Origin of the sequence: Streptomyces sp. NPDC093544 (genome assembly GCF_040683495.1) — a bacterium.
GTDB lineage: Bacteria > Actinomycetota > Actinomycetes > Streptomycetales > Streptomycetaceae > Streptomyces.
The window spans coordinates 251,368-276,196 of record NZ_JBFBEA010000012.1 but is presented as its reverse complement, the minus strand read 5'-3'; the positions used below and the strand labels follow the sequence as shown (position 1 = coordinate 276,196).

23 protein-coding genes, 1 tRNA gene and 1 pseudogene are annotated in these 24,829 nt (G+C 70.2%); 11 read left to right on the top strand and 14 right to left on the bottom strand.

Annotation, left to right across the window (positions count from 1 at the left end; all coding sequences use genetic code 11):
- Positions 1 to 116 precede the first annotated feature (116 nt).
- Complete coding sequence (locus AB0N66_RS20600) at positions 117 to 713, top strand: histidine phosphatase family protein (RefSeq protein WP_365436758.1); 597 nt, start codon at positions 117 to 119, stop codon at positions 711 to 713.
- Between the two features lie 83 nt (positions 714 to 796).
- Here AB0N66_RS20600 and AB0N66_RS20595 read toward each other — a convergent pair whose 3' ends face one another.
- Entirely contained in the window at positions 797 to 2,335 is a 1,539-nt protein-coding gene (locus AB0N66_RS20595; RefSeq protein ID WP_365436755.1) for a hypothetical protein, read from the bottom strand.
- Positions 2,336 to 2,636: 301 nt separating this feature from the next.
- Between AB0N66_RS20595 and AB0N66_RS20590 the strand changes: the two genes are divergently transcribed.
- Together AB0N66_RS20590 and AB0N66_RS20585 are read left to right on the top strand one after the other, a co-directional pair.
- Positions 2,637 to 3,074, top strand: a complete 438-nt coding sequence (locus AB0N66_RS20590) for a hypothetical protein (protein ID WP_365436752.1) — start codon at positions 2,637 to 2,639, stop codon at positions 3,072 to 3,074.
- 80 nt (positions 3,075 to 3,154) lie between these two features.
- Positions 3,155 to 4,075 (top strand): fused MFS/spermidine synthase, encoded by a 921-nt coding sequence (locus AB0N66_RS20585; RefSeq protein WP_365436749.1) that lies wholly within the window; start codon positions 3,155 to 3,157, stop codon positions 4,073 to 4,075.
- 18 nt (positions 4,076 to 4,093) lie between these two features.
- Here AB0N66_RS20585 and AB0N66_RS20580 read toward each other — a convergent pair whose 3' ends face one another.
- On the bottom strand, positions 4,094 to 4,609 hold the full coding sequence (locus AB0N66_RS20580) for a hypothetical protein (RefSeq protein ID WP_365436747.1): 516 nt from the start codon (positions 4,607 to 4,609) through the stop codon (positions 4,094 to 4,096).
- Positions 4,610 to 4,785: 176 nt separating this feature from the next.
- Between AB0N66_RS20580 and AB0N66_RS20575 the strand changes: the two genes are divergently transcribed.
- On the top strand, positions 4,786 to 5,475 hold the full coding sequence (locus AB0N66_RS20575; protein WP_365436744.1) for a response regulator transcription factor: 690 nt from the start codon (positions 4,786 to 4,788) through the stop codon (positions 5,473 to 5,475).
- A gap of 28 nt (positions 5,476 to 5,503) precedes the next feature.
- Positions 5,504 to 6,880 (top strand): HAMP domain-containing sensor histidine kinase, encoded by a 1,377-nt coding sequence (locus tag AB0N66_RS20570; RefSeq protein WP_365436741.1) that lies wholly within the window; start codon positions 5,504 to 5,506, stop codon positions 6,878 to 6,880.
- A gap of 116 nt (positions 6,881 to 6,996) precedes the next feature.
- On the opposite strand, the gene AB0N66_RS20565 is transcribed toward AB0N66_RS20570, so the two are convergent.
- Both AB0N66_RS20565 and AB0N66_RS20560 read right to left on the bottom strand, forming a co-directional pair.
- A complete protein-coding gene (locus tag AB0N66_RS20565; protein ID WP_365436738.1) occupies positions 6,997 to 8,187 on the bottom strand; it encodes an NAD(P)/FAD-dependent oxidoreductase in 1,191 nt (396 codons plus the stop codon).
- 11 nt (positions 8,188 to 8,198) lie between these two features.
- Positions 8,199 to 8,900, bottom strand: coding sequence for a TetR/AcrR family transcriptional regulator C-terminal domain-containing protein (locus AB0N66_RS20560; RefSeq protein ID WP_365436735.1), 702 nt, complete (start codon positions 8,898 to 8,900; stop codon positions 8,199 to 8,201).
- A 256-nt stretch (positions 8,901 to 9,156) separates the two neighbouring features.
- Here AB0N66_RS20560 and AB0N66_RS20555 point away from each other — a divergent pair, with 256 nt between their 5' ends.
- Positions 9,157 to 10,617, top strand: coding sequence for a cellulose binding domain-containing protein (locus AB0N66_RS20555; RefSeq protein ID WP_365436732.1), 1,461 nt, complete (start codon positions 9,157 to 9,159; stop codon positions 10,615 to 10,617).
- 136 nt (positions 10,618 to 10,753) lie between these two features.
- Here the strand turns inward: AB0N66_RS20555 and AB0N66_RS20550 are convergent, their stop codons facing one another.
- Positions 10,754 to 11,602, bottom strand: coding sequence for a helix-turn-helix transcriptional regulator (locus tag AB0N66_RS20550; RefSeq protein WP_365436729.1), 849 nt, complete (start codon positions 11,600 to 11,602; stop codon positions 10,754 to 10,756).
- A gap of 198 nt (positions 11,603 to 11,800) precedes the next feature.
- Here AB0N66_RS20550 and AB0N66_RS20545 point away from each other — a divergent pair, with 198 nt between their 5' ends.
- Positions 11,801 to 12,580 carry an NAD(P)H-dependent oxidoreductase gene (locus tag AB0N66_RS20545; protein WP_365436726.1) on the top strand — a complete coding sequence of 260 codons (780 nt, stop codon included), beginning with the start codon at positions 11,801 to 11,803 and terminating at the stop codon, positions 12,578 to 12,580.
- 89 nt (positions 12,581 to 12,669) lie between these two features.
- Positions 12,670 to 13,137 (top strand): cupin domain-containing protein, encoded by a 468-nt coding sequence (locus tag AB0N66_RS20540; RefSeq protein ID WP_365436723.1) that lies wholly within the window; start codon positions 12,670 to 12,672, stop codon positions 13,135 to 13,137.
- A gap of 95 nt (positions 13,138 to 13,232) precedes the next feature.
- On the opposite strand, the gene AB0N66_RS20535 is transcribed toward AB0N66_RS20540, so the two are convergent.
- From AB0N66_RS20535 to AB0N66_RS20520, 4 genes are all read right to left on the bottom strand, one after another.
- On the bottom strand, positions 13,233 to 14,660 hold the full coding sequence (locus AB0N66_RS20535; RefSeq protein WP_365436720.1) for a GH1 family beta-glucosidase: 1,428 nt from the start codon (positions 14,658 to 14,660) through the stop codon (positions 13,233 to 13,235).
- Between the two features lie 98 nt (positions 14,661 to 14,758).
- A complete protein-coding gene (locus AB0N66_RS20530; RefSeq protein WP_365436717.1) occupies positions 14,759 to 15,664 on the bottom strand; it encodes a carbohydrate ABC transporter permease in 906 nt (301 codons plus the stop codon).
- Between the two features lie 52 nt (positions 15,665 to 15,716).
- Entirely contained in the window at positions 15,717 to 16,733 is a 1,017-nt protein-coding gene (locus AB0N66_RS20525) for a sugar ABC transporter permease (protein ID WP_365436840.1), read from the bottom strand.
- Between the two features lie 5 nt (positions 16,734 to 16,738).
- The gene (locus tag AB0N66_RS20520; RefSeq protein ID WP_365436714.1) at positions 16,739 to 18,091 is read right to left on the bottom strand and encodes an extracellular solute-binding protein; all 1,353 of its coding nucleotides are present in this window, start codon (positions 18,089 to 18,091) and stop codon (positions 16,739 to 16,741) included.
- Positions 18,092 to 18,463: 372 nt separating this feature from the next.
- Between AB0N66_RS20520 and AB0N66_RS20515 the strand changes: the two genes are divergently transcribed.
- Complete coding sequence (locus tag AB0N66_RS20515; protein WP_365436711.1) at positions 18,464 to 19,519, top strand: LacI family DNA-binding transcriptional regulator; 1,056 nt, start codon at positions 18,464 to 18,466, stop codon at positions 19,517 to 19,519.
- An 87-nt stretch (positions 19,520 to 19,606) separates the two neighbouring features.
- On the top strand, positions 19,607 to 20,434 hold the full coding sequence (locus tag AB0N66_RS20510) for a serine/threonine protein kinase (protein WP_365436708.1): 828 nt from the start codon (positions 19,607 to 19,609) through the stop codon (positions 20,432 to 20,434).
- Positions 20,435 to 20,436: 2 nt separating this feature from the next.
- Here the strand turns inward: AB0N66_RS20510 and AB0N66_RS20505 are convergent.
- The 5 genes and pseudogenes from AB0N66_RS20505 to AB0N66_RS20485 all read right to left on the bottom strand — a co-directional run.
- Positions 20,437 to 20,676: pseudogene (locus AB0N66_RS20505) on the bottom strand (GNAT family N-acetyltransferase); the annotation flags it as partial.
- Positions 20,677 to 20,766: 90 nt separating this feature from the next.
- Positions 20,767 to 20,839 (bottom strand) — tRNA-His (locus AB0N66_RS20500).
- A 192-nt stretch (positions 20,840 to 21,031) separates the two neighbouring features.
- Positions 21,032 to 21,634, bottom strand: coding sequence for an oligoribonuclease (gene orn, locus AB0N66_RS20495; protein WP_365436705.1), 603 nt, complete (start codon positions 21,632 to 21,634; stop codon positions 21,032 to 21,034).
- Between the two features lie 124 nt (positions 21,635 to 21,758).
- Entirely contained in the window at positions 21,759 to 22,997 is a 1,239-nt protein-coding gene (locus AB0N66_RS20490) for a helix-turn-helix domain-containing protein (RefSeq protein ID WP_365436702.1), read from the bottom strand.
- Positions 22,998 to 23,374: 377 nt separating this feature from the next.
- Positions 23,375 to 23,728 carry a hypothetical protein gene (locus AB0N66_RS20485; protein WP_365436837.1) on the bottom strand — a complete coding sequence of 118 codons (354 nt, stop codon included), beginning with the start codon at positions 23,726 to 23,728 and terminating at the stop codon, positions 23,375 to 23,377.
- Positions 23,729 to 24,136: 408 nt separating this feature from the next.
- Here AB0N66_RS20485 and AB0N66_RS20480 point away from each other — a divergent pair, with 408 nt between their 5' ends.
- The gene (locus tag AB0N66_RS20480; RefSeq protein ID WP_365436699.1) at positions 24,137 to 24,664 is read left to right on the top strand and encodes a universal stress protein; all 528 of its coding nucleotides are present in this window, start codon (positions 24,137 to 24,139) and stop codon (positions 24,662 to 24,664) included.
- Positions 24,665 to 24,829: the final 165 nt, after the last annotated feature.

Genomic DNA, 24,829 nt, shown 5'->3' with positions numbered 1-24,829 from the left:
CGCACACCCGGATGACTCGCCCCGCACACCTGAATGACCCTCTCCCCACACCTGAACGACTCCCTCCCCGCACCTACCGGAACCCCTCCCCGTACCTATTGGAAAGGCATCTCTCCATGGCACCGCGCATCCTGCTGGCCAGGCACGGGCAGACGGAATGGTCGCTGTCCGGCAAGCACACAGGCAGGACCGACGTCCCGCTCCTGGAAGAGGGCAAGCGCGGAGCCGAGCTCCTCGGCGAACGGCTGCACCGGACGCCCTTCGACGGACTGGCCGGGGTGGAGGTGCGCACCAGCCCGCTGGCACGCGCGCGTGAGACATGCGAACTCGCCGGGTTCGGGGACCGCGCGACCGCCTGGGACACGCTCATGGAGTGGGACTACGGCGCGTACGAGGGCATGACTCCGGCGGAGATCCAGGCGGTCCGGCCGGGCTGGCTCATCTGGCGTGACGGTGTTCCGGAGGGCGAGACCCGGGAACAGGTCTCCGCGCGCGCGGACGAGGTCATCGCCTGGGCCCGCGCCGCCGACCGTGACGTGCTGATCTTCGCCCACGGCCACATCCTGCGCTCCATAGGCGCCCGCTGGCTGGGCCTCCCGATCGACTTCGCCGCTCGCGTCCGCCTCAATCCGACCTCGCTGTCGATGCTCGGGTGGGCCTATGGCGAGCCCGCGATCGAGTCGTGGAACGACTGCGGACACCTGACCGGTTAAGCGTGCGGGCACCTGACCGCGTAAGCGTGCGGACACCTGACCAAGTAGGCGGCGCGCCGCTCCTTCGGCGTCGGTCGCCGTCCTCACGCCGTGCGCGGCAGCGACGCGTGCCGGTCCAGGAACGCCCCGACACCCGACGCCCTCCGGTGCGGCAGCAGCACCCGCGCCGTTCCCGCCAGCATGGTCTGGATGCGCGAGGACTGGACCTCGTTCAGGAGGTCCAGGACACGCAGGCCCGCGACGGCGGCCTCGTCGGGGCGCCCGCCGCGGGCGAGGTCGTCGGCGAGTTCGGCGGTGTAGAGGGCCAGGTTGCGGGCGAAGTGCGGGTCCTGAAGGGCCGCTGCCCGGCGCGCATGGCGGGCGGCGCGGGGCCAGTCGCCCAGCGTCGACCAGCACTGCGCCTCCAGACCTTCCAGTTCGGCCTCTCCGTAGAAGGTCATCCACTCGGGGTCCGTCTCCGAAGGACCCCGTTCGTAGAGGGCCTGCGCGCGCGCCAGCGCCTGCTCGCATCCCGCCCGGTCGGCGAGCCCCGCCCAGCCGCCCGCCTCGCGCAGCGCGAGCAGCGAGAGCAGCCGCGGGGAACCCAGGGGGCGCGCGACGCGCTGCGCCGCTTGCGCCGCGCGCACGGCCTCGCGCGGGCGCCCCGCGTCACGCGCGAGGAACGCCGTGTTGCAGAAGGCGTGTGCCTCCAGAGCCGGGTCGCCGGACATCCGCGAGGTCGCGAGCGCCTCCGCGTAGTGCGAGCGCGCGTCGTCGAAGCGCCCGGAGTCGTGCGCCAGCCACCCCACCGAGATGGCCAGTTCACCCGCCCCCGCGTACAGCCGGTCGGCGGTCGCCTGCCGGGTGGTGCCCGCGTCGAGCAACTCGTACGCCGTCCGCAGCGGCGTCGCCGCCCGCCGGTAGAGACCGTCGGCGCCGTGCCGGTCGTCGAGCAGCCGGATCTTGCGTACGGCCTCTTCGAGAGCGCCGGCCTCGGACGTTCCCGCCCGGTGGACACGCCGGTCCGCGGCCGCGGCGGGGGAGCCGAACGCGACCCCGAAGGGCGCCAGTGAGGCGGCCGCCACAGTGGCGGTGCCTCCCGTCATGAATGCGCGACGCTGCACGTCGCTCTCCTCGTGGTTCTGTTCGTGGTTCTCGTACGGATCGTGCGGGTCGTACGAGTGGCACGGATCGTGCGGGTTATGCGGGCCGTATCGAAGGTCTTGCGCTTCATACGTCCGGTCTTGCGCTTCGTACGTCTCATACGTCTCGCACGCCCCCTCCGTCTCAGGTGAGGCGTGCAAAGGGCGCGCAGTGTGCGCAGGGAGCGCTTCGTCCATGTCACGCGCCCCGCGCCCGCGTACCGATGAGCGGGGCGCGAAGCCCAGGTCGGTGAGCGTGCGGCCGGGGAACATATGCAGGAACACCCGCTCGTACGCGTAGTTGGGACATCGGATCTCGCCCGCCTCGACGCGCCCGATGTAGCGGGCGTCGCAGCTGACCCGCTCGCCGATCTCACGCGCGGCCCGCCGCACCGCCGCGGCGAACTCGCCTGGCGAGCGCTGCGCACGCAGCCGCCGGAAGGCGAGGTTCGGCCGCGATGGCCTGGGGGGCTGGGACGAGGTCACCGTTGACGACGCCATGGTCGGGCCCTCTCTTGCGAACCGTCGAACCGTGCCGGATTCAAGGCGAGTTACCCGGGTTGTGTCCTATGGGCGCCCTGCGTCCGGCGGAGCAAGAACGTACCTGCTGTGACGGTGCCACCACGCTGGGTTTGGCTACAAACCGGATATCTCATCCACGATCTGCCATGAACTGCCATCCTTTGCGGCGGTGTTACGCCGTAGCCGTTGACGTTCTGGCGCGTTGAACCCTGCGGACCGGGAGCCCCACCCGAACTCCCGACCCACTCGTCAGGAGGAGGGTTCCGTGTTGGAGGCCGGGATGGAGACCAGGCAGACCACCGAGTTCCGTAGGTCGCTGTCGACCGCGCAGCACCGGCCGTCGCCGGAGTGCAGCGCTCCACCGGAGCCGGTCGCCGACTGCGATCTGGTGACGGTGCCGACGCGGCAGGGCCTGGAGGCGGTCGACATCCTGCGCCGTGGCTCCGGCGACGCCGTCGGACCCGTGCTGCACGACGACGGCTGCGACACTCTCGGCTTCCTGGTGCCGCCCGGCACCGCGGACGCCTGGGACATGCCGGGCAGCACCTGTACGCACACCAATGGCCGCGGCCTCAGACTGGCCCCCGAACCCCCGGTCGAGGGTTCGGACTGGCTCCTTCCGCCGGGCGACGCGGACCTCGCGACCGACCCGGCGGTGCTGCGGGCGGCCCTCGGCGAGGCGGCGCGGCTCATCGAGGCGGCGGACAACTGCCGCTGAGGCGCCCAAAAGGCCGCCACTGAATCCACCACTGAATCCGCCGCTGAGCCGACCCGCCCGTACGCCCCGATAATGGCGGGATGGCAAGGGCGAGGAACAAGCGGTCCGACGACGGGCGCGACGCGGGTCGTGACGCCGGGCGTGGCTCGCGGCGCGGGCAGGCGGCCGCCGCTCAAGCCGTCGTCGAGGCGGTCGACGGCGGGCTCGCCGAGCTGATGCCCGACCGGGACCGGGCGCGCGCATGGACCCTGCTGATCGACGGCGCCCCGCAGTCGCACGTCGACCTCGACGACCCCCGGTATCTGAACTTCGAGTACCAGCGCCGCCTCGGACACGTCATCGACCTCGTCGCCCCGCCCGGCAAGCCCGTGCACGCGGTGCACCTCGGCGGCGGCGCCCTCACCCTCGCCCGCTACACCGCCGCGACCCGCCCCCGCTCCACCCAGCAGGTCATCGAACGCGACGAGGCTCTCGTCCAACTCGTCCGCCGCGAGCTGCCGTTGGACCCCGGCGCCCGCATCCGGGTGCGTTCCATGGACGCCCGTGAAGGGCTCGCGAAGGTGCCGGACGGCTGGGCGGACCTGGTGATCGCGGATGTGTTCAGCGGGGCACGCACGCCGGCCCACCTCACCTCGGTCGAATTCCTCACCGACGTCCGCAGGGCCGTCAAACCGGACGGCCTGTACGCCGCCAACCTCGCCGACGGCCCGCCGCTCGCGCATCTGCGCGGCCAGATCGCCACCGCCGCGGCCGTCTTCCCCGAACTCGCGCTGATCGCCGACCCGACGGTGCTGCGCGGCAAACGCTTCGGAAACGCCGTCCTCGTCGGCTCCGCCCAGCCGCTCCCGCTGGCCGAACTGACCCGCCGGGCGGCCTCCGATCCGCACCCCGGACGCGTCGAACACGGCAAGGACCTCGCCGACTTCACCGGGGGAGCGATACCGGTCACGGACGCGGCGGCGGTGGCGTCACCGGCGCCGCCGCCATCGGTCTTCCGCTGAGCTGTCACCGGCCGACGCTCAGTACACCTGCACCTGCGGCGCGCTGTCGTGCCACGTGCAGAATACCGTCAGCCGGTCCACCCCCGAGCTGAACTCCACCCGGATCCACGTCTCCGTCTTCCACACCTGCATCGACCAGCCCGAGCCCGGGGTCGCCGAGACGAGCGTCGCGGACGCCTTGCCCAGCGCGAAGACCGCCCGGCCGCCTTCGGTGTCATAACTCTTGACCTGGGCGGACGAGCTGTCGGACGAGGACGGTGAGGGGCTGACGCCCGGAGTCTTCGAGGCGGTCGGGCTCGGCTGGGGGCTGTGCGGCGCCTTGCTCGACGGGCTGTTCGACGACTCGGCCCGCTCCGTCGAGGAGGCGAGCGGCTTCGCCTCCTGCGTCGTAGCGTCGCCCGCCGTGATGGGCAGCGCGCGCGGCGGGTCGTACGCCGTCCCCGTCATCACCGAGTGGACACCCCACCACGACAACGTGACCGCCGCGCCCGTGGCGAGCGACCAAGCGAGTACGTGTACGAGTCCTCTGCGCATCGCGGCCATACTGCCTCACGACCGCCTCACACGTCCCACTGGTGTCTCAGGTCCTCGCACGTAGTTGGGCCTTGGTCGGGTTGTCCACAACCGGCTCGTGCGGAGTCGTGCGTAGCTCGTACCGAGTTATCCACAGGCACCGGAGCGGCTCGCCCGGATGGCGTACGGTCCTGCCCATGGCAAGTGTGCTCGTGGTCGAGGACGACCAGTTCGTACGCTCAGCCCTCATCCGGCATCTGACCGATGCCGCGCACACCGTGCGCAGCGTCGGCACCGCCCTTGAGGCGCTGCGCGAGGTCGCCCATTTCTCCTTCGACGTCGTGATCCTCGACCTCGGTCTGCCCGATCTGGACGGGGCCGAGGCGCTGAAGATGCTGCGCGGAATCACCGACGTCCCGGTGATCATCGCCACCGCGCGGGACGACGAGACGGAGATCGTCCGGCTGTTGAACGACGGCGCGGACGACTATCTGACCAAGCCGTTCTCGGTCGAGCACTTGTCGGCGCGGATGGCGGCCGTCCTGCGCCGAGCCCGGGTGCCCGCGGGGGACGCGCCTCCGTCGTCGGTCATCCGGGTCGGCGGGCTCGCCATCGACCCGTTGCGCCGCCAGGCCGAGTTGGACGGCGTACGGCTGGATCTCACCCGGCGTGAGTTCGACCTGCTCGCCTTCCTGGCCGGGCGGCCCGGTGTCGTCGTGGCGCGCAAGGAACTGCTCGCCGAGGTGTGGCAGCAGGCGTACGGGGACGATCAGACCATTGACGTCCATCTGTCCTGGCTGCGGCGGAAGTTGGGCGAGACGGCGGCCCGGCCGCGCTATCTGCACACCCTGCGGGGTGTCGGCGTGAAACTGGAGCCGCCGCTATGAGCCGGGTGCCGGTCGGGGGGTGGGCGTCATGAGGTGGGCGCTGGTCAAGGTGTGTGTGGCGGTGACCACGATGGTCGTGGTGGCCTTCGCGGTGCCACTGGGCCTTGTCATCAAGGAGATGGCCAGGGACCGGGCGTTCTCGAACGCCGAGCGGGAGGCCGCGGCGATCGCGCCCGCGCTCTCCATCACCACCGACCGGGACCAGTTGGAGCGGGTCGTCGCCTCCGCGGGTTCGGACCAGGGCATGGCCGTGCACATACCGGCCGCCGACGGCGCGGCCGCGGTCGAGATCGGCAAGCAGCGCGCCGCCGACGAGGACATCACCATGACCCGGAAGCTGGGCCGCGCCTCCACCACCGAGGTCCCCGGCGGCTCCACCCTGCTCCAGCCCGTCGCACTGAGCTCCGGCGAGATCGCCGTCGTCGAGGTGTACGTCCCCGAGTCCGAGGTCAGCAATGGGATCGGCACGGCCTGGGCGGTGCTCGCCGCGGTCGGCGTCGCGCTCATCGTCGGCTCGGTCGCGGTGGCCGACCGGCTGGGTGTGCGGATGGTGCAGCCCGCGCAGCGACTGGTCGAGAGCGCGCACGAGTTGGGCGAGGGCAAGCTGGGGGCGCGGGTGCCCGAGGAGGGGCCGACCGAGCTGCGCCTCGCGGCGGTCGCGTTCAACTCGATGGCCGATCAGGTCGTGCAACTGCTCGCCAACGAAAGGGAGTTGGCCGCCGACCTCTCGCACCGGCTACGTACCCCGCTGACCGTGCTGCGGCTCAACACGGCCTCGCTGGGCGATGGGCCGGCCGCCGAGCAGACCCGGGCGGCCGTCGCGCAATTGGAGCGCGAGGTCGACACGATCATCCGGACGGCCCGGGAGGCCAAGCCGCAGACGGCCGCGATAGGTGTCGTCGCAGGGTGCGACGCGTCCGAGGTCGTGCGCGAGCGGATGGACTTCTGGTCGGCGCTCGCGGAGGACGAGGGCCGCAAGGTGCGGGTCGCGGGCGTGGACCGGCCGGTACGCGTACCGGTCGCCCGCGCCGACCTCGTGGCCTCCCTCGACGCGCTGCTCGGCAATGTCTTCCGGCACACCCCGGAGGGCACCGCCTTCGCGGTCGACGTGCACAACAGCGAGGACGCCGTGATCGTACTGGTGTCGGACGCGGGTCCCGGGATCATGGACCCGGAGGCGGCGATGGCACGCGGCCGCGGGTCCGGGAGCGACGGCTCGACGGGGCTCGGCCTGGACATCGTGCGACGGCTCGCGGAGTCGACGGGCGGGGATGTGCGGATCGGTTCGTCCATGCTCGGGGGGACGGAGGTGCGGATCTGGATCCAGCTGGACGGGCGCGCGCCGGTTCGGCGCGGGCATCGGGGGTCTGTACGGCGTCGTCGGCGCGGGGTGGGTGTGGGCTGACGCTCTTCCGGGCCGACCGGGCGGGTCAGCTTGCCTGGGCTTCTGCTTGGGCCTCGACCTGGGCTTCCGTCCGGGCCCGGACCTGGGCCTCCGCCGGCCTCGACCTGGGCCTCCGCCTAGGCCTCGGGCTGGGCTCCCGGCTTGGCTTGGGCCTGGGCTTCCGCCTGGGCCTGGTAGCCGGCGAAGAGGTCGAGCAGGCCCTGAGGTGCGTCGTCGCGGAAGCAGACGACCAGGTTCTCGGCGGACTCGGCCGCGGAGGCCTCGCTGCGCGGGAACAGCGCCTGCTCGTAGGCGGCGAGGGCGGCTTCGGTGTCGCCGGGGTGCGCGGCGAGGGCGGTGCCGAGTTCGGCTCCGTCGAGCATGGCGAGGTTGGCGCCCTCGCCGGCGAACGGTGACATCAGATGGGCGGCGTCGCCGAGGAGAGTGACGCCGGGGACGCGGTCCCAGCGGTGGCCGACGGGCAGGGTGTGGATCCGGCGGGGGACCAGCGCGCTGTCCGCGTCGGCTACCAGCGCCCGCAAGCTCTCGTCCCAGCCGGCGAATTGATCGAGGACGGCAGCCTTGGCCAGGCCGGTGTCGGTGAAGTCGATGCCGTCGATCCACTCCTCGGGCACCTTGAGCGCGGTGTAGACGTGCAGGCTGCCGTCGGGCTCGCGGTGGGCCAGGAAGCCCTTGCCCGCGCCGAGGGCCATGAACATCCCGCCGCCGACGATGCCGGCGCTGTCGGGGTGGCGGGTGTCGGCGTCGCGCAGGTCCGCCTCGACGAAGGACAGGCCGGAGTAGACGGGGGCGGCGTCGGAGACCAGTGGGCGGATCCGGGACCAGGCTCCGTCGGCGCCGATCAGCAGGTCGGTGGTGAAGGCGGAGCCGTCGGCGAGCGTCACCTCGTGGCGGCCGTCGCCGAGCGGGCGCGCCCCGGTGACCTTCGCGCCCCAGCGGACCGTGCCCTCGGGCAGCGAGCCGAGCAGCAGGTCGCGCAGTTGGCCGCGCTCGACCTCGGGGCGGTCGCCGTCGCCCTCGTCGTCCTGCTTCATACGGACGACGGAGTGCTGGTCGAGGACGCGCATGGCCTCGCCGCCGGGATGGATGAGGGCGCGGAAACCCTCGTGGAGGCCGGCGGCGCGCAGGGCGGCCTGACCGGATTCCTCGTGGATGTCGAGCATGCCGCCCTGCGCGCGGGCGGTCGGCGAGGCGTCCAGGTCGAAGAGGGCGGCCTCGATGCCGTGGACGTGCAGGACGCGGGCGAGGGTGAGGCCGCCGAGCCCGGCGCCGATGACGGCTACGGGGTGGTGAGTGGTCGTAGTCATGGTCGTGCTCCTTATGTCGAGGTGGGGGTAGGGGTGTGCAGGATGCCGTTGATCAGCATCTGGAAGCCCCAGGTCATACGTGCTTGCGGTGCGCCTGCCAGGAGCTCGTCGGCGAGCGATGCGATGCGCGGGTGGGTGTCGCTGGAAGCGTTCTGAAGGGCGTGGGCGAGGGCGTCCCAGTCGTCCTGGGCTCCGACGGCCCGGTCCTGGACGGCGTGCTCGGCCGCGGTCGCGGTGGCGACCTGCAGCAGCAGGTCCACGCCCCAGGCCGCCTGTCCTGGCGGCACGCCGCCCTCGTCCAGCAGGGCCAGCAGCCTCTCGACGAGGTTCAGGTAGTGCTCTCCGCTGGGGCGGGCCACCAGAGCGGACTGGGCGAGGCCCCGGTACTCGAACAGCACCCCGGTGTAGGAGGTGAGGACCTTCTCCAGGCGCTCGCGCCAGTCGCCGTCGTCGGCCGGGGGTGACTCGACGGTTCCCAGGAGCTCGTCCAGGACGGCCGCGTGCAGCTCCGCGGTGTTGCGGACGTACACGTACAGCGAGGCCGGGCCGGTGTCCAGCTCCTGTGCCAGCCGCCGCATGGTGACCTTCTGCAGGCCCTCGGTGCGCGTGATCTCGACGGCGGTGGCGACAATGCCGTCCCGTGTCAGGGCCGGTTTGGCCGGGCGCTCACGGCGGCTGCGACCGCTCGGCGTATCGGGGTGATGGGCTGCCATGTCCTCCAGAGTAACGAACATGTTTGCTACGAACAAGTTCTTGACGAACATGTTCGTTCACTTGCTCCGTGGGAGTCTCCGCGGTCGACTCCGTGTCGCGGAAATTGGTCTCGACCTTTAACCGCTCCCGATGCCTTCCTTAAGCGCACCCTAAGATCGCCAACCCCCGTCCGGATGAAGCGGTTTGCCCGATTCCGGGCCGCTAGCGTGCTGCCGCACCCACTCCCCGTGAAACCGCGAAGGCAGGCACAACGCGATGAGCAGTACGCAGCACCGGCGCAAGATCAGTGGCAGGAACAAGGCGATAGGCGGCGTGGTCGCCGCGGCCGTGGTCGGCGGTGGCGCCTTCCTGTTCTCCGGGACCGCGCAGGCGGCCGACGTCGGAGCCGCGTACACCAAGACCAGTGACTGGGCGACCGGCTACACCGCGCAGTACGTCATCACGAACGACACCGGCCAGGCGAAGGGGGACTGGACGCTGGAGTTCGACCTGCCGTCCGGCGCCGCACTCAGCTCGCTGTGGAACGGCGAGTCCAAGGTGAGCGGGCAGCACGTCACGGTGAAGCCGCCGGCCTGGGACAAGGACGGCCTGGCGGCCGGTGAGTCCGTCACCGTCGGGTTCGTCGTGAACGGCTCCGCGAACCCGACGGGCTGTCTCATCGACGGCGCCAAGTGTTCGGTGGACGACGGCGCGACGCCGGAACCGAGCGGCCGCCCGACGGAATCGGCGCCGCCGACCGCGACACCCACCCCGACTGCTACCGCTTCGCAGACCTCCACGCCGACCGCCACCCCCTCCGAGACCTCCAGCGGCGGCACCACCGCGAGCGCCGGCTTCGCGCCCTACGTCGACACATCCCTCTACCCCGCCTTCGACCTGGTCGCAAGTGCCACGGCCACCGGCGTGAAGGAGTACAACCTCGCCTTCATCACGGACGGCGGTGGCTGCACGCCCAAGTGGGGCGGTGTGACGGACCTGGCGAGTGACGCGGTCGCGGCGCAGATCGGTGCCCTGCGGGCGAAGGGCGGCGATGTCCGCGTCTCGTTCGGCGGCGCCTCCGGCTCGGAGCTGGCCACGGCCTGCTCCTCGGCCGACGCGCTGGCAACGGCGTACAACAAGGTCGTGGACGCGTACGACCTCACGAAGGTCGATTTCGACGTGGAGGGCGGCGCGCTGCCGAACACGGCGGCGAACACGATTCGCGCGAAGGCCATCGCGCAGCTCCAGCAGCAACACCCGTCGCTGGACGTGTCGTTCACGCTGCCGGTGATGCCCGAGGGCCTCACCCAGGACGGCGTGAACCTGCTGTCCAACGCCAAGACGAACGGCGTCTCCATCGACACCGTCAACATCATGGCGATGGACTACGGCCCCGCGTACAGCGGTGACATGGGTGTGTACGCCGAGCAGGCGGCCACCGCGACGCAGGCGCAGGTCAAGAGTGTCCTCGGGCTCTCCGACAGCGCGGCCTGGAAGGCGGTCGCGATCACCCCGATGATCGGTGTCAACGACGTGACGACGGAGATCTTCAAGGTCGAGGACGCCACGCAGCTGGTCGCCTTCGCCAAGTCCAAGGGCATCGGCTGGCTCTCCATGTGGTCCGCCACCCGCGACAAGCAGTGCCCGGGCGGCGCGAAGAACTTCGCCGACGCCACGTGCAGCTCGATCGTCCAAGGCGCGAACGCCTTCTCAAAGGCCTTCGGCGCCTTCAACTAGCCCCCTCTGCACGGGGGTACGCGTCCCGGCCGGCACTTCCCCCCATCCGGTCGGGGCGCGCGGGGCTCCAGCGAGTCCGTGGGGACGTGGGGGCGTAGGACGTGGGTGTTCACAGCGATGGGTGGGCGGCGTTGAGCTACTCGCGGACCTGAGCGTTCACGGTGGGATGCGCGGCACCGCTGTCCGCGCCCAGGCCCGCCAGGAGGCGCAGGCTGTCCTCGGCGGGGCTGCCGGGGGCCGCGGACAGGACCAGCAGTTCCATGTCCGACTCGTCCGGGAGCGCGAAGTTCTCCTGGTGCAGTTCCAGCAGGCCGACCAGCGGGTGCCGGTACGCCTTGCGTCCGTGGGTGCGGGCGCGTACGTCCGCACGGGCCCACAGTCGGCGGAAGCGCTCGCTGCCCATCGCCAACTCGCCGATGAGCGAGGCAAGGCGCGGATCCTCGGGGTACTTGCCGGCGGCCAGGCGCAGGTGCCCGACCACGTCGAGGGTGCAGGTCTCCCAGTCCGCGTAGAGGCCGCGCTCGGCCTCCTCCAGGAAGATGTGCCGGGCGGTGTTCAGGCCCGGCAGCGGCCGGCCGTAGAGGAGCCAGGCGAGGCGGTTCCCGGCGAGCACGTCCAGGCGGTGGTCCATGATCAGCGCGGGTGCGTCGGTGACCAGGTCGAGGACGCGCAGCAGCTCCGGCCGGACCCGCCCGCTCGGTGCCTTCGCGGGGCGGCGGCGCTGCTGGGTGAGCCGGCAGAGGTGGTCGCGTTCGGTCTCGTCGAGGCCGAGGACGCGGGCGAGCGCGTCGAGGACCTGCTGGGAGGGCTGGGTCGCGCGGCCCTGCTCCAGGCGAACGTAGTAGTCGACGCTGACTCCGGACAGGTGCGCGACCTCTTCGCGGCGCAGACCTTCGACCCGGCGGCGGCTGTCGGTGGGGATGCCGACGGCCGCCGGATCGACCCGGGAACGCCGGGTCCGCAGGAAGCCCGCGAGATCGTCCATGTCCTCAGTATGGCCGCGGTGGCGCCTGTGAAGGTGGTCCTGCCGATACCAGGAAGTCCGATACCAGGAAGTCCGATACCAGGAAGTCCCGTCCTACGGAAGAGGCGCCCCTGAACGCTGGGCGCCGCGGCGCCCAGTATCGAAGGCACCTGATCCGTAGGCACCTGCCCCGCAGGCACCTGATCCGAGGGAGTTCCCATGAAGACGCTGATCGTCCATGCCCACCCGGAGCCGACGTCGCTCAACGGCTCGCTGAAGGACCTCGCGGTGTCCACATTGGAGACCGCCGGGCACGAGGTACGGGTGAGCGATCTGTACGCGATGAACTGGAAGGCGGTCGTGGACGCCGCGGACTACGGCCCCGACGCCTCAAGTCCGCTGAAGGTCGCCCCGGACTCGGGCCGGGCCTTCGACGCCGGGACGCTCACCCCGGACGTCCGCGCCGAGCAGGAGAAGCTGCTCTGGGCGGACACGGTCATCTTCCAGTTCCCGCTGTGGTGGTACACGATGCCCGCGATCCTCAAAGGATGGGTGGACCGGGTGTTCACCTACCACTTCGCTTACGGCGTCGGCGAGCACAGCGACACCAAGTACGGCGAGCGCTTCGGCGAAGGCACCCTCGTGGGCAGGAAGGCTCTGCTGTCGGTGACCACCGGCGGCCCGGAGTCGCACTACGCCGCCCGCGGGATCAACGGCCCCATCGACGATCTGCTGTTCCCGATCCACCACGGCATCCTCTACTTCCCGGGCATGGAGGTGCTGCCGCCGTTCGTGCTGTACGGCGTCGACCGGCTTACCGGCGAGGACTACCCGGACGTCGCCAAGGCCTGGGAACAGCGCCTGCTCACCCTGGAGTCGACCGAACCGATCGCGTTCCGGCGGCAGAACTTCGGTGACTACGAGATCCCCTCGCTGCACCTCAAGGAGGGACTGGAGCCCGCGGGCCGCACTGGTTTCGGGTTGCATGTGCGCGGCTGACGGCCGGCGATGGACGGGACGGGTGGGGGCGAGAATGCAGGGACCGGCCCTGGTCACCTCTGGCCGGCTCACCTTGAAGGGACCTCGCCATGAGCATGGCGTACCTCGCACAGCCCCAGCAGCAACAGAAGCTCGAATGGCTCGACGGCGGCGTCTTCGCCGTACTCCTGGACAGCGCGGCCACCGACGGGCAGTTGACGGTCGGACGGTTCACCGTCGCCAAGGGTGAGGCGCCGCCGTACCACCTGCACACCCGTGAGGACGAGGTCTTCATGCTGCTCAAGGGCAGCGCGCTGATCTGGTCCGACGACCAGGAGATGGAGCTGTCCGAGGGCGGCATCGTCTTCCTGCCCAAGAACGTCCCGCACGGCTACCGGATCACCTCCGACACCGCCGATCTGCTGATGATCTGCACCCCCGCCGGCATCGAGGGCATGTTCCGGCACGCCGGACGCGACCTGACGACACCCCGGCCCGACGGTTTTCAGATCTCCCCCGACCTCCTGGCCGAAGCAGCCGACACGTACGGCCAGATCATCGTGGGCCCACCGCGCTGACCACTCGACGCGCACTCAAAAGCCGTAGGGCGCGGCACTCCCCTCACCGTGCCGCGCCCCGCCCCCCGTCTCCCCCGTTCTCCCCGGCCGAAGCCCTACTCGATGGCCACCCCCGGCAGTACTCCCGTCCGTGCCGCCTCCCCGTACCACCGCGCGCTCGACTTCGGCGTACGCGCCAAGGTCGCGTAGTCCACGTACACCGCCCCGAAGCGCTTCCCGTAGCCGTACGACCACTCGAAGTTGTCCATCAGGGACCAGAGGTAGTAGCCGCGGACGTCGGCGCCGTCGGTGATGGCGTGGCGTACGGCCGACAGGTGGCCGTGCAGGTAGGCGATCCGCTCGGGGTCGTGGACGCGGCCGTCGGGGTCCGGCTTGTCGTCGTAGGCGGCGCCGTTCTCGGTGATGTAGAGCGGCAGGCCGGGGGCCTCGCGGGAGTACCGCATGATCAGGTCGTGCAGGCCCGTCGGGTCGATCGTCCAGCCCATCTCCGTACGCTCGCCGGGCGTCTGGTGGAAGGCGACGTCGTCCGCGCCCGGCCAGGGGGAGTACGAACTCGTGCCGTGGCCGTCGATTCGCGGGCTGTCCGGCACGGTGGTCGCGGCTGAAACAAGCGTCGGGGTGTAGTAGTTGAGGCCGAGCCCGTCCAACGGCTGTTTGATCAGGGCGAGATCGCCGTCCAGGACGTACGACCAGTCCGTGATGGACGCCGTCGCCGCGAACAGGCTCTGCGGGTACGACCCGTGCAGTATCGGCCCGTGGAAGACCCCGTTGGCGAGGTCGTCGATGCGGCGCGCCGCCGACAGGTCGGCCGGGTTCTGTGAAACCGGCCTGACGACCGAGGAGTTGAGGCTCACCGCGATCGTGTTGCGGTGGGGCATCGCGGCGCGCAGGGCCGAAGTGCCGAGGCCGTGCGCCAGGTTCAGGTGGTGGGCGGCCTTCAGCGATGCCGCCGGGTCCGTGCGGCCGGGAGCGTGCACTCCGGAGCCGTACCCCAGAAAGGCGCTGCACCAGGGCTCGTTGAGAGTGATCCACTGCTCTACGCGGTCGCCCAGTGCCTCGCCCACGATCTGCGCGTACTCGGCGAACCGCAGCGCGGTGTCGCGCGCGGGCCAGCCGCCCGAGTCCTCCAGCTCCTGCGGAAGGTCCCAGTGGTAGAGGGTGACGGCCGGCTTGATGCCGTGCGCGAGCAGCTCGTCCACCAGGCGGCGGTAGAAGTCCAGGCCGCGCTGGACCGCGGGGCCGCGGCCTGTCGGCTGGACCCGGGACCAGGAGACCGAGAAGCGGTACGCGGTCAGGCCCAGGTCCGCCATCAGGGCCACGTCGTCGCGGTAGCGGTGGTAGTGGTCGACGGCCACGTCACCGGTCTCGCCGCCCGCCGTCCTGCCCGGCGTATGGCTGAAGGTGTCCCAGATCGAGGGCGTGCGGCCGTCCTCCCGTACCGCCCCCTCGATCTGGTACGCGGAGGTCGCCGCGCCCCAGAGGAAGGCGGGAGGAAAGGTCACAGGCGTCACAGGCTCAGGCATGGAAGCGCTCCCATGAGAGGTCAGGTCGTGGAGACCGACAGTTAAGAGGGGGAGGAGGGAGGGGGCCGAGACGGCGGTGGCTCGGCCCCGTACAGGCGTCAGCCCTTGACGGCGCCCTGCATGATGCCGCCAACGATCTGCTTGCCGAAGAGCGCGAAGACAAGGAGCAGCGGCAGGGTGCCGAGCAGTGCGCCCGCCATGATCAGGGACTGGTCGGGGGTGAAGCCGCGGCCGAGGCCCGCGACCGCCACCTGCACCGTCGGGTTGCCCATCTGGGTCAGCACCAGGAACGGCCACAGGAAGTCGTTCCACGTCTGGACGAAGATGAGCATGCCGAGGACGGCCATCGCGGGGCGCGCGGCCGGGAACACCACGTGCCAGATCACCCGCCAGCTGCTCGCGCCGTCCACCCGGGCCGCCTCGATCAGCTCGTTCGGCAGCGCCTGGATCAGGTACTGCCGCATGAAGAAGACGCCGAAGGCACTCACAAGCGACGGAAAGATCACCGCCTGGAGCTGGTCGGTCCAGTCGAGCTTGGCGACCATCATGTACAGCGGGATCACGCTGAGCTGGGGCGGAATCATCATGGTGCCGATGATGATCAGCATCATGGCGTTACGGCCCTTGAAGCGCAGCTTGGCGAAGGCGAACCCGGCGATCGTGGACAGCACGACGACGGTGACCGCCGAAATCCCGGCCACGATCGTGGTGTTGAGCATCGCCTCGCCCAAGTTGGCGTCTTTCCAGGCGAGTTCGAGCTTGTCGAACAGGCCCGAGCCGAACCAGAACGGCGGCGGTGTCTGCGCCAGCCGGTTGTTGTCGCGCGAGGCGGCGATCGCCGTCCACACCAGCGGGAAGAGCGAGCCGATGGTGAACAGCACGAGCACGGCGTACGCGATCGGGCCGCCGTGCAACTGCCCGCCCGCGCGGGCCGACTTGGGGCGCCGGACACGCTTGGGCGGTTCCTTCACGGGGTCGGACGGGGGCGTCAGGGTCGTCGTCACGGCCGGTTCTCCTTAACCGTCATTGTCACGGCCGGTACTCCTATCTGCCGGCTCAGCTACTGGCGCGCAGCCGGCGCGAGATGACGTAGTTGACGATCCCGATCACGATGAGGATCAAGAACATGGTCCAGGCGATGGCGGAGGCCCGGCCCAGGTGCTGGTTCACCCAGCCCTGCTCGTACAGATAGAGGCCGAGCGTCTGGAACTGGTGCTGAGCGCCGCCGGACGCACCCTTGTTGGCGTCGAAGAGGAGCGGCTCGCCGAACACCTGGCTGGCGCCGATCGTCGAGACGACGACGGTGAACAGGATCGTCGGACGCAGCGACGGCAGGGTGACGTGCAGGAACTGCTTCCAGCGTGAGGCGCCGTCCAGCGCCGCCGACTCGTACAGGTCCTGCGGGATGGCCTGCATCGCCGCCAGATAGATCAGCGCGTTGTAGCCGGTCCAGCGCCAGATGATGATCGATGAAACGGCTATCTGAGACGGCCACTTGTCGTTCTGCCAGTCGATGTGGTCGAACCCGACGGCGTCCAGCGCCCAGTTGATCATGCCGTAGTCGCGGCCGAAGAGCAGCACGAACACGAGCGAGGCGGCGGCGATCGACGTGGCGTACGGCGCCAGCATCGCGACCCGGTAGAAAGTCGAGCCGCGCAGCTTGTAGTTGAGGATGTGGGCGAGGCCCATCGCCATCATCAGCTGCGGGACGGTGGAGATGATCCCGATGGTCAGGGTGTTCTTCGCCGCGTTCCAGAAGAAGTCGTCGTCGAAGATCCGGGTGTAGTTGCGCAGTCCCACCCAGTCCATGTCGGTGGGCGCCGTCAGCTCCACCGTGTGCAGCGAGGCCCAGCCGGTGTAGATCAGCGGGAAGAGGCCGAAGGCGAGGAAGAGCAGGAAGAACGGCGAGACGAAGGCGTACGGGCTCCAGCGCATGTCCCGCTGCCATCGGCGGGAGAGCCGGGCCCGGCGCCGAACGTCCGCCTCCGCGGGCGCAGTTGACGGGGTCCGGTCGGCCGGGGCCGCGCCCCCCTCCTTCTCGGGGGGCGCGGCGGTGTCGTGCCGGGCGGCCATACCGGTCACTTCTCCAGGTTGTTGTCGATGGTCTTCACGGCGTTCTTCCAGGCCTCTTCGGCAGACTTGCCCTGGGTCACGAGAACCACGCCGTTGTCGGTCAGCCCCTGCTGGATGATCTGGTCCTTCGGGCCGATCGTCTGGACCGGGATGTTCTTGGCGGCCTCGGCGAAGATCGTGCCGATCGGCGCGGTACCCGTCATGTCGTTCTTCGCGTCCTTCACCGCGGCCGAGTCGTACGCCGCCGGGGTGCTCGGGAAGCTGCCCTGCACGGCGAACAGCTTGGCCTGCTGCGCGGGCGCGGTCAGCCAGGCGGCCAGCTTCGCGGCCTCCTCGGTCTTCTTGCCGGCCTTGGGGACGGTCAGGAAGGAGCCGCCCCAGTTGCCGGACTTGGGCGCCTGGGCGATGTCCCACTTGCCGGCCGCGTCGGGCTTCGACTTGCCCTTGATGTAGCCGAGCATCCACGGCGGGCAGGACATCGCGGCGAACTTGCTGTTGGCGATCGTTGTGTCCCAGGCGGGCTGGAACTGCGTCTGGTTGCCGATCAGCCCGTCCTCGGCGGCCTGCGCGGTGAGGTCGAAGGCGGACTTCACGGCCGGGTTCGTCTTGTAGATGACCTCGCCGGCGGAGTCGTAGAACCGCTCGGTCTCACCGCTGAGGATCGCCTGGAGCAGACCGCCGGGGGAGTCGAGGAAGGTGGTGCCCTTGGGCGCCTTTGCCTGGTACTGCTTGCCGACGTCCACGAACTTGTCCCAGCTGCCCGTCCACAGCTTGGCGACTTCCTCGGGGTCGGTGGGCAGGCCGGCCGTCTCGAACAGGTCCTTGCGGTAGCAGATGGCCATGGGTCCGATGTCGGTGCCGACCCCGATCGTCTGCCCGTCCTTGGTGGTGGCCTGCTTCCACTTCCAGTCGAGGTAGTCGCTCTCCTTGCCGTACTTCGACAGGTCGAGCAGCTTGGACGCCTGGGTCTCGACGATCTCGGCGATGTTGCCGACTTCGACCATCTGGATGTCCTGGAGGCCGCTGCCGGTGGTGAGGTGGTTGACGAGCGCCGGGTAGTAGTTCTCGTTGCGCTCCACTACCGTCTGCTGGATGTCGATGTCCGGGTGGAGCTTCTCGTACTCCTTGTACAGGCCGGATTCCTCGAAGCCGGCGGTGCCGAAGAGGCCGAGCGTGATCTTGGTCTTGCCGCCACCGCCGTCCGACGACGAACCGGAGCTGTCGTCGCCGTCGTCGGCACAGCCGGCCAGCAGACCGGCGCCCAGCGTGGCGACGGTCGCCATGACCACCACCTTGCGGGCGATGGGAATCCCCCCGCTCGAGCGCTGCCGAGAGTGGGGGAGGGTACGTGCTCGCATTGCGTCCTCCTGTTGCCCTGACGTGCCGACCCCCCGGCCAACTGCATTGTTGGGCCCGTTTGTTCACGCTGCGGCTCGGGCGGGGAACGTGCGGGATGTGTATGTGTCAGGTACCGTGGGAGCGCTCCCACAAGTGATGTGTTGAAGAGTCGCCGGTTCGCGCAGGGGTGTCAAGGGAGCGGACGCGGAGAGCCGCGTTCAGTTATCCGCCCGTTAGCCAACGTCGACGGGCGGAACCAAATCGGGCCGGAGCGAGGTTCCTTGGACGGGCCCGTGGCGCGGGCGACGCCCGTACCGGGCTCGGGTTCATGAACAGGGCTGTTAGATTCCAGGCCAGTCGCGGAGTGATCCGCGGTGTGACGGGAGGCGACCATGGCAGGCCACGGAGCGCGGGGCCGGAGTGGCGGGCGGCCGACCCTTGAGGAGGTCGCCGTGCGGGCCGGAGTGGGCCGCGGGACGGTGTCCCGGGTGATCAACGGCTCCCCACGGGTCAGCGACGCGACCCGCGCCGCCGTCGAGGCCGCGGTCGCGGAACTCGGCTACGTCCCCAATACGGCGGCCCGCGCCCTCGCGGCCAACCGCACCGACGCGATCGCCCTCGTCGTCCCCGAGCCCGAGACCCGCTTCTTCGCCGAGCCGTACTTCTCGGACATGCTGCGCGGGGTCGGAGCGGCGCTGTCCGACACCGAGATGCAGCTCCTGCTGATCTTCGCGGGCAGTGACCGCGAGCGCCAACGCCTCGCCCAGTACCTGGCCGCACACCGTGTGGACGGTGTCCTCCTGGTCTCGGTCCACGCGGACGACCCGCTCCCCGATCTCCTCACCCAGCTGGAGATCCCCTCGGTGATCAGCGGTCGCCGCTCGGCCGAGGAGACCCTGCCGTCCGTCGACTCGGACAACTACGGCGGGGGTCGCGCGGCCGTCGAGCACCTGGTCGCCCAGGGGCGCCGCACGATCGTCCACCTCGCCGGCCGGCTGGACGTCTACGGCGCCCAGCGCCGCGTCGACGGCTACCGCGAGGGCCTGCGCGAGGCCGGCCGGAAGCCCGACGACCGGCTGATCGTCCCCGGCGACTTCACCGAGGAGGGCGGCCGCCGAGCGATGACGGAACTCCTCTCCCGCTGCCCCACCCTGGACGCGGTCTTCGCCGGCTCCGACGTCATGGCCGCCGGCGCGCGCCAGATCCTGCGCGAGGAGGGCCGCCGCATACCCGACGACGTGGCCCTCGTCGGCTACGACGACTCCGCCATCGCCCGCCACATGGACCCCCCTCTCACCAGCGTTCGCCAGCCCATCGAACTGATGGGCCGCGCGATGATCGACCTCCTCCTCGACGAGATCGCGGACCGCCGCCCGGCGGTCTCCCGTGAGCTGGAGAAACGACAGGTCGTCCTGCCCACGGAGCTGGTGGCTCGGGCGTCTTCGTGACGCGGCCCATCACCGGGCCCTGTTCCGGTCGGCGTGGCCGTCGCCGAAGGGCAGCGGGGGCGCGGTTCGGTGAGGCAGTCTGACGGCATGGTTCTGCATCCCCTGCTCGGAGTCGACGAAGTGCCTGCTGTGGAGCCCTATCTGGGCCGGGTGGGCGAGGTGTTCCAGGCGTTCCGCGAGCAGGACTCGGGGTGCGTGTCGTACGGGGTGCAACTGCTCGACGGCGCGCGCTGGTTCGTCAAGGAGGCGGCCACCGATGACGCGCGGCGGTCACTGGAGCGCGGCTGGGCGTTCCACCGGACGGTGCGGCACCGGGCGATCGTCCCGCAGGTCCACCGGATCGCCGTACGGCAGAGCTGGGCGGTGGTGATGCCCTGGCGGGACGGCGAGGTGCTGTACCACTCCACTCTCGGCGGGCCTGGCGGCCGTACGAGCCCGGACAGCCCGATGGCCCGCTTCCGCGCCCTCCCCACCGACCGCGTCCTCAGGGCCTTCGACCGGGTCCTCGACGCCCACCTCGCGGTCGAGTCCGCCGGCCAGATCGCGGTCGACTTCTACGACGGCGCGCTGCTCTACGACTTCGCCGGCGACGTGACCCACCTGGTCGACCTCGACGAGTACCGGCCGGGTCCCTTCGTGGTCGAGGAGGACCGACTGCCGGGCTCCCGGCGGTACATGGCGCCCGAGGAGTTCGTACGCGGGGCCGTGATCGACACCCGTACGACCGTGTTCACCCTGGGCCGCGCCGCCCGGCTCCTCCTCGACGCCGGTGACGAGGAACGCGCCTGGCGAGGCACACCGCAGCAGTTGGCGGTGATCGGACGCGCCACGGACGCCGACCCCGACGCCCGCTTCGAGAACGTCCACACCTTCGCCGCCGAGTGGCGCGCCGCCAGCCCGACCCGGGACGCGTGAGGTTACTGCCACAGCGACAGCTCCCACCGGACCTTGCCGTCCCGGCAGCGGTCGGTCGGCGTCAGCCCTGCCGCGGTTGCGACGGCCGCGGAGGCCCGGTGGCCGGGGTGGATGTGGGCGACGACGGTACGGATGTGGGACTGCCGCCCGAGCCAGCCAACCAGCCTGCGCGCCGCTTCAACGGCGAAGCCACGCCCCTGCCAGGGCGTACCGACCACCCAGGCGATCTCGACGACGTCTTCCGTGAGGCGACGGTGTTCCCGCTTTGTTCCCAGCGGCCGAACGCGATCAAGGCCCGACCTGTTCTCCCAGGTCGGGCCTTGATCATTCAGGGTGAGTGACGGGACTTGAACCCGCGGCATCCTGGACCACAACCAGGTGCTCTACCAGCTGAGCTACACCCACCATGACCGGTTCTGGTTTCTCTGACCGGCCGAGAAAAAGTGTACAGGGTCCGAAGGGGTGCTCGCGCCCGGCTTTTGTGGGGGCCCGACAGGGCCCCGACAAAGGTCTTTCCGGTTCGCCGGCAGTGGTCTTTCCCGTTCCCCGGCAAAGGTCTGTCCGGTTCTGAAGGGACTGGCCGGTTCTATTCGGCTTCTATTCGATGGGCAGGGCGTGCTTCGCGGCGATGGCGCGGGCGGTCTCCGAGTCGGGGCCGGGCTGCGGGACGAAGATCGCCTCGCGGTAGTAGCGAAGCTCGACGATGGACTCCCGGATGTCCGCCAGGGCGCGGTGGTTGCCGTTCTTGTCCGGGCTGTTGAAGTACGCCCGGGGGAACCAGCGGCGGGCCAGCTCCTTGATGGAGGAGACGTCCACAATGCGGTAGTGGAGGTACTCCTCAAGGGTCGACATGTCACGGAGGAGGAATCCCCGGTCCGTGCCCACCGAGTTTCCGCACAGCGGGGCCTTGCCCGGTTCCTTGACGTGCTCACGCACGTAGGAGAGGACCTGTGCCTCGGCGTCCGCCAGGGTCGTGCCCGCGGCCAGCTCGGAGAGGAGGCCGGATTTCGTGTGCATGGTCCGCACCACGTCCGGCATCGTTTCCAGCGCCGCGTCCGGTGGCCGGATCACGATGTCCACGCCTTCACCGAGTACGTTCAGCTCAGAGTCGGTGACCAGCGCGGCCACCTCGATGAGCGCGTCATCCGACAGCGAGAGGCCGGTCATCTCGCAGTCGATCCACACCATGCGATCGTTCATGTGTCTCACCCTACGGCCCACTACGCCCAGGTGAACCGCCCGTGCGTGCGGCACGGGCGGGGACCCGAGGGCCCCCGCCCGTTGAGAACGGTGCGATTGGTGGAAATGGTGGAAATGGTGGAACCTACTGGGCGCTGCGCTGCCCCGGAAGGCTTGCCCGCCCCGCCGCGTACAGCTCCGCGCCGGCCTTGCCCGAGTCCGTCGACATGGACGCCGACGCACCGACGATGCCGGCGGCCGCCGTTCGACGGGTCTGCATCGGGACCGGGCTCTCCTGGTGGATGGCCGGTGGCGGTCCTGCCGGACCCGAGGCGCCGTCCGTGTCCGACGACCGGTCGGCGGTCTGCGGACGACGGGCCCGGTACGCGGCCCGGTACGCCGCGGGCGACGAGCCGAGCTGGCGCCGGAAATGGCCCCGCAACGCGACCGGCGAACGGAAGCCACAGCGGCCCGCCACCTCGTCGACCGAGTAGTCCGACGTCTCCAGGAGACGCTGCGCCTGGAGCACCCGCTGCGTGATCAGCCACTGCAGGGGAGCGCTCCCGGTGAGCGACCGGAAACGGCGGTCGAAGGTACGCCGGCTCATGTACGCCCGTGCCGCCAGCGTCTCCACGTCGAACTGCTCGTGCAGGTGCTCCAGCGCCCAGGCGACGACCTCCGCGAGGGGGTCGGCGCCGATCTCCTCAGGCAGAGACCTGTCGAGATAGCGCTCCTGCCCGCCGCTGCGGCGCGGCGGGACCACCAGACGACGGGCCAGCGCGCCGGCCGCCTCGTTGCCGTGGTCCGTCCGCACGATGTGCAGACAGAGGTCGATTCCGGCCGCCGTACCCGCCGATGTCAGTACGTCTCCGTCGTCCACGAAGAGTTCTCGTGGATCGACGTGGACGGACGGGTAGCGCTTCGCCAGTGTCGGCGCGTACATCCAGTGGGTGGTCGCTGGACGGCCGTCCAGCAGACCCGCCGCGGCCAGCACGAAGGCACCGGTGCACAGCCCGACTATGCGGGCACCCTCCTCGTGCGCACGGCGCAGTGCGTCGAGCGCCTCCTCCGGTGGCGGCGAGGTGATCGACCGCCAGGCGGGCACGACCACCGTGCCTGCCCGCGAGATCGCTTCCAGGCCATGTGGCGCGGTGAGTTCCAGGCCCCCTGTGGTCCGCAGTGGGCCTTCCTCGCCCGCGCTCACCAAGAGGCGATAACGCGGCACGCCGGCGTCCTGGCGGTCGATCCCGAACACCGACAGTGGTATGGAACTCTCGAAGATGGGGCCGCCGCTGAACAGCAGCACCGCAACGATCTCCTTGCGGCGTCGCCCGGAAAGTTTCCGGGCCGCGGCTTCCGGCGCGGCAGTGGAGTCGTGGCTCATCCTGCTAAGCCCCCCTCGGTGGTCGCGGCTCCTCGGTTGTGTCGCTCCTGCACGTTTCCCCTCGGTCCTGCACGAGTCCCCCGCCGTAAGACGTCAAGATCGAATCTACTGTGTCCCGTGGCGCCAAGGTGACCAGTTCGATACTCAACAGAATGTCGACAAGGCAACTTGGCGTGAAGCATTCGATCACGAAGCGTTGCACTCGTGGGCCGTGCAGGGAAGTACGCCTCGTGCCAGTGGCCAATCCACGTAGGGTGCGCGAGCCGTCTGCGGTCCTTTCATTGCAGGTCGAACGGGGGGTGAGGGGTCGTTCGACCAAGGAACGAGCCATGCGCAGAAGTTGGCTGAAAAGAAGTGGGCGCGTGCGCGTAAACCGGTCAGTCGACCGGCCTGTTCCCCCCGCCGTGCCGACCGCCCCTGTGCGCCCCCACGCCACTCCTGCCCTGCGGGCCGCTCATGCCTTCCGCTCCGCGGGAGGCCGGAACCCCGTTCGGGACCGTCGCCGCACGCGAGGCCGGAATCCCGTGCCCGCCGTGCCGCCCGCGGGCCGGGGCGCGTTCCTCGGCGAGCAGCTGCGCCGCGCCACGCTCGGACTGGCGCAACAGCACCCGGCAGGCCGCGGTCACGGCCGCCAGGCCCAGCGCCGTACCGGCCGCGCCGGCGAGTGAGGTGCCGTACCAGACGAGAACCACGGGGACCAATACACAGCTGAAGGCCGCCCAGCGCACCACGTCGCTCGCCGTGTCCGGGACGGCGGGTGCCGCGGCATGCCCTCGGGGGGCGGGGCGGGACGCGGTCTCGGGTCCGGGCACAGTGTGCTCCCTCGTACGTATCCAGTACTCCATTGCTCTGCCTGACGGCGGCCGAACAGTTCAACGCGTGGTCGAGCGGCAGGTCACTGTGCGGCGCGCCTGGGTGAACCCTGTGCAAACCGCCTGTACGGAGCAGCAACCATTGCGTTACGGGCGTCTCCTCATGCATGCTCCGATGAACGCCGCGTAGCGCACGCGGGATCTGGGCAGAGGAGGAGTGCCGCCGTACCCTTGGGGGTATGGGGTTGGGAAGATGATTCCCGGACACTGCTCTGCCGCACGTTGTTGTCGTCGTCCCACCACGAGGATCCAAACGCCGAGATACCCATGGCCGGTCACGAATACTTCGATCCCGCGGACCGCCAGCGCCCGCTCGCCGATCCCACGGCGGCCGAGCCTCTGGCGGCGGAAGAACTCCGCCAGTCCTGCGATCCCGCCTTCAAGCACGGCGTCGTCGTCGGTTTCGACGGTTCGACGTCCAGCGAGCGTGCCCTCGCCTACGCGATCGGCATGGCCCATCGCTCCGGCTCCGGGCTGATCATCGTTCACGTCGCCAACCGGCTGCCCACCACCGTGTGGGCGGGCTGCGAGCCCCCGGTCTTCGTCGATGTGCCGGACCACCGCACCGAGTTGCTCGGGCTCGAACTCGCCTGCGCCGAGTATCTGGCCGAAGTCCCCTGGATCCTTGTCGAGCGTGGCGGCGACATCTGCCACGAACTCGAAGAGGTGGGGCGGGAGTACGAGGCGGACGCGATCGTCGTCGGCTCCACGCACGGCATCGTCGGGCGCATCTTCGGCTCGGTCGCGGGCCGGCTCGCCAAGCGCGCGCAGCGCCCGGTTGTCGTCATCCCCTGAGTGCCGGGCAAACCCTGTCGTTGCCGTTTGGCAACTCGCCGTCCTCCCAGGTGGGATGAGCGGCGGGGCCGGTCAACTCCCTTTCGCCGCTGGGTGGAAAGCCGTGCAAATCTACTCGCGCGTAGATGTGTTTGTGCGCTTGTGAAGGGAATATATCGGTCGCGC

Excerpts from the sequence above, each read along its gene's own strand:
- AB0N66_RS20525 (WP_365436840.1), bottom strand. The coding sequence starts at position 16,733 with ATGGCCGCCCGGCACGACACCGCCGCGCCCCCCGAGAAGGAGGGGGGC.
- AB0N66_RS20580 (WP_365436747.1), bottom strand. The coding sequence starts at position 4,609 with ATGCGCAGAGGACTCGTACACGTACTCGCTTGGTCGCTCGCCACGGGC.
- AB0N66_RS20575 (WP_365436744.1), top strand. The coding sequence starts at position 4,786 with ATGGCAAGTGTGCTCGTGGTCGAGGACGACCAGTTCGTACGCTCAGCC.
- AB0N66_RS20595 (WP_365436755.1), bottom strand. The coding sequence starts at position 2,335 with ATGGCGTCGTCAACGGTGACCTCGTCCCAGCCCCCCAGGCCATCGCGG.
- AB0N66_RS20535 (WP_365436720.1), bottom strand. The coding sequence starts at position 14,660 with ATGCCTGAGCCTGTGACGCCTGTGACCTTTCCTCCCGCCTTCCTCTGG.
- AB0N66_RS20480 (WP_365436699.1), top strand. The coding sequence starts at position 24,137 with ATGGCCGGTCACGAATACTTCGATCCCGCGGACCGCCAGCGCCCGCTC.
- AB0N66_RS20570 (WP_365436741.1), top strand. The coding sequence starts at position 5,504 with ATGAGGTGGGCGCTGGTCAAGGTGTGTGTGGCGGTGACCACGATGGTC.
- AB0N66_RS20490 (WP_365436702.1), bottom strand. The coding sequence starts at position 22,997 with ATGAGCCACGACTCCACTGCCGCGCCGGAAGCCGCGGCCCGGAAACTT.
- AB0N66_RS20590 (WP_365436752.1), top strand. The coding sequence starts at position 2,637 with ATGGAGACCAGGCAGACCACCGAGTTCCGTAGGTCGCTGTCGACCGCG.
- AB0N66_RS20585 (WP_365436749.1), top strand. The coding sequence starts at position 3,155 with ATGGCAAGGGCGAGGAACAAGCGGTCCGACGACGGGCGCGACGCGGGT.
- AB0N66_RS20565 (WP_365436738.1), bottom strand. The coding sequence starts at position 8,187 with ATGACTACGACCACTCACCACCCCGTAGCCGTCATCGGCGCCGGGCTC.
- orn (WP_365436705.1), bottom strand. The coding sequence starts at position 21,634 with ATGAACGATCGCATGGTGTGGATCGACTGCGAGATGACCGGCCTCTCG.
- AB0N66_RS20555 (WP_365436732.1), top strand. The coding sequence starts at position 9,157 with ATGAGCAGTACGCAGCACCGGCGCAAGATCAGTGGCAGGAACAAGGCG.
- AB0N66_RS20520 (WP_365436714.1), bottom strand. The coding sequence starts at position 18,091 with ATGCGAGCACGTACCCTCCCCCACTCTCGGCAGCGCTCGAGCGGGGGG.
- AB0N66_RS20550 (WP_365436729.1), bottom strand. The coding sequence starts at position 11,602 with ATGGACGATCTCGCGGGCTTCCTGCGGACCCGGCGTTCCCGGGTCGAT.
- AB0N66_RS20600 (WP_365436758.1), top strand. The coding sequence starts at position 117 with ATGGCACCGCGCATCCTGCTGGCCAGGCACGGGCAGACGGAATGGTCG.
- AB0N66_RS20510 (WP_365436708.1), top strand. The coding sequence starts at position 19,607 with ATGGTTCTGCATCCCCTGCTCGGAGTCGACGAAGTGCCTGCTGTGGAG.
- AB0N66_RS20560 (WP_365436735.1), bottom strand. The coding sequence starts at position 8,900 with ATGGCAGCCCATCACCCCGATACGCCGAGCGGTCGCAGCCGCCGTGAG.
- AB0N66_RS20515 (WP_365436711.1), top strand. The coding sequence starts at position 18,464 with ATGGCAGGCCACGGAGCGCGGGGCCGGAGTGGCGGGCGGCCGACCCTT.
- AB0N66_RS20545 (WP_365436726.1), top strand. The coding sequence starts at position 11,801 with ATGAAGACGCTGATCGTCCATGCCCACCCGGAGCCGACGTCGCTCAAC.
- AB0N66_RS20540 (WP_365436723.1), top strand. The coding sequence starts at position 12,670 with ATGAGCATGGCGTACCTCGCACAGCCCCAGCAGCAACAGAAGCTCGAA.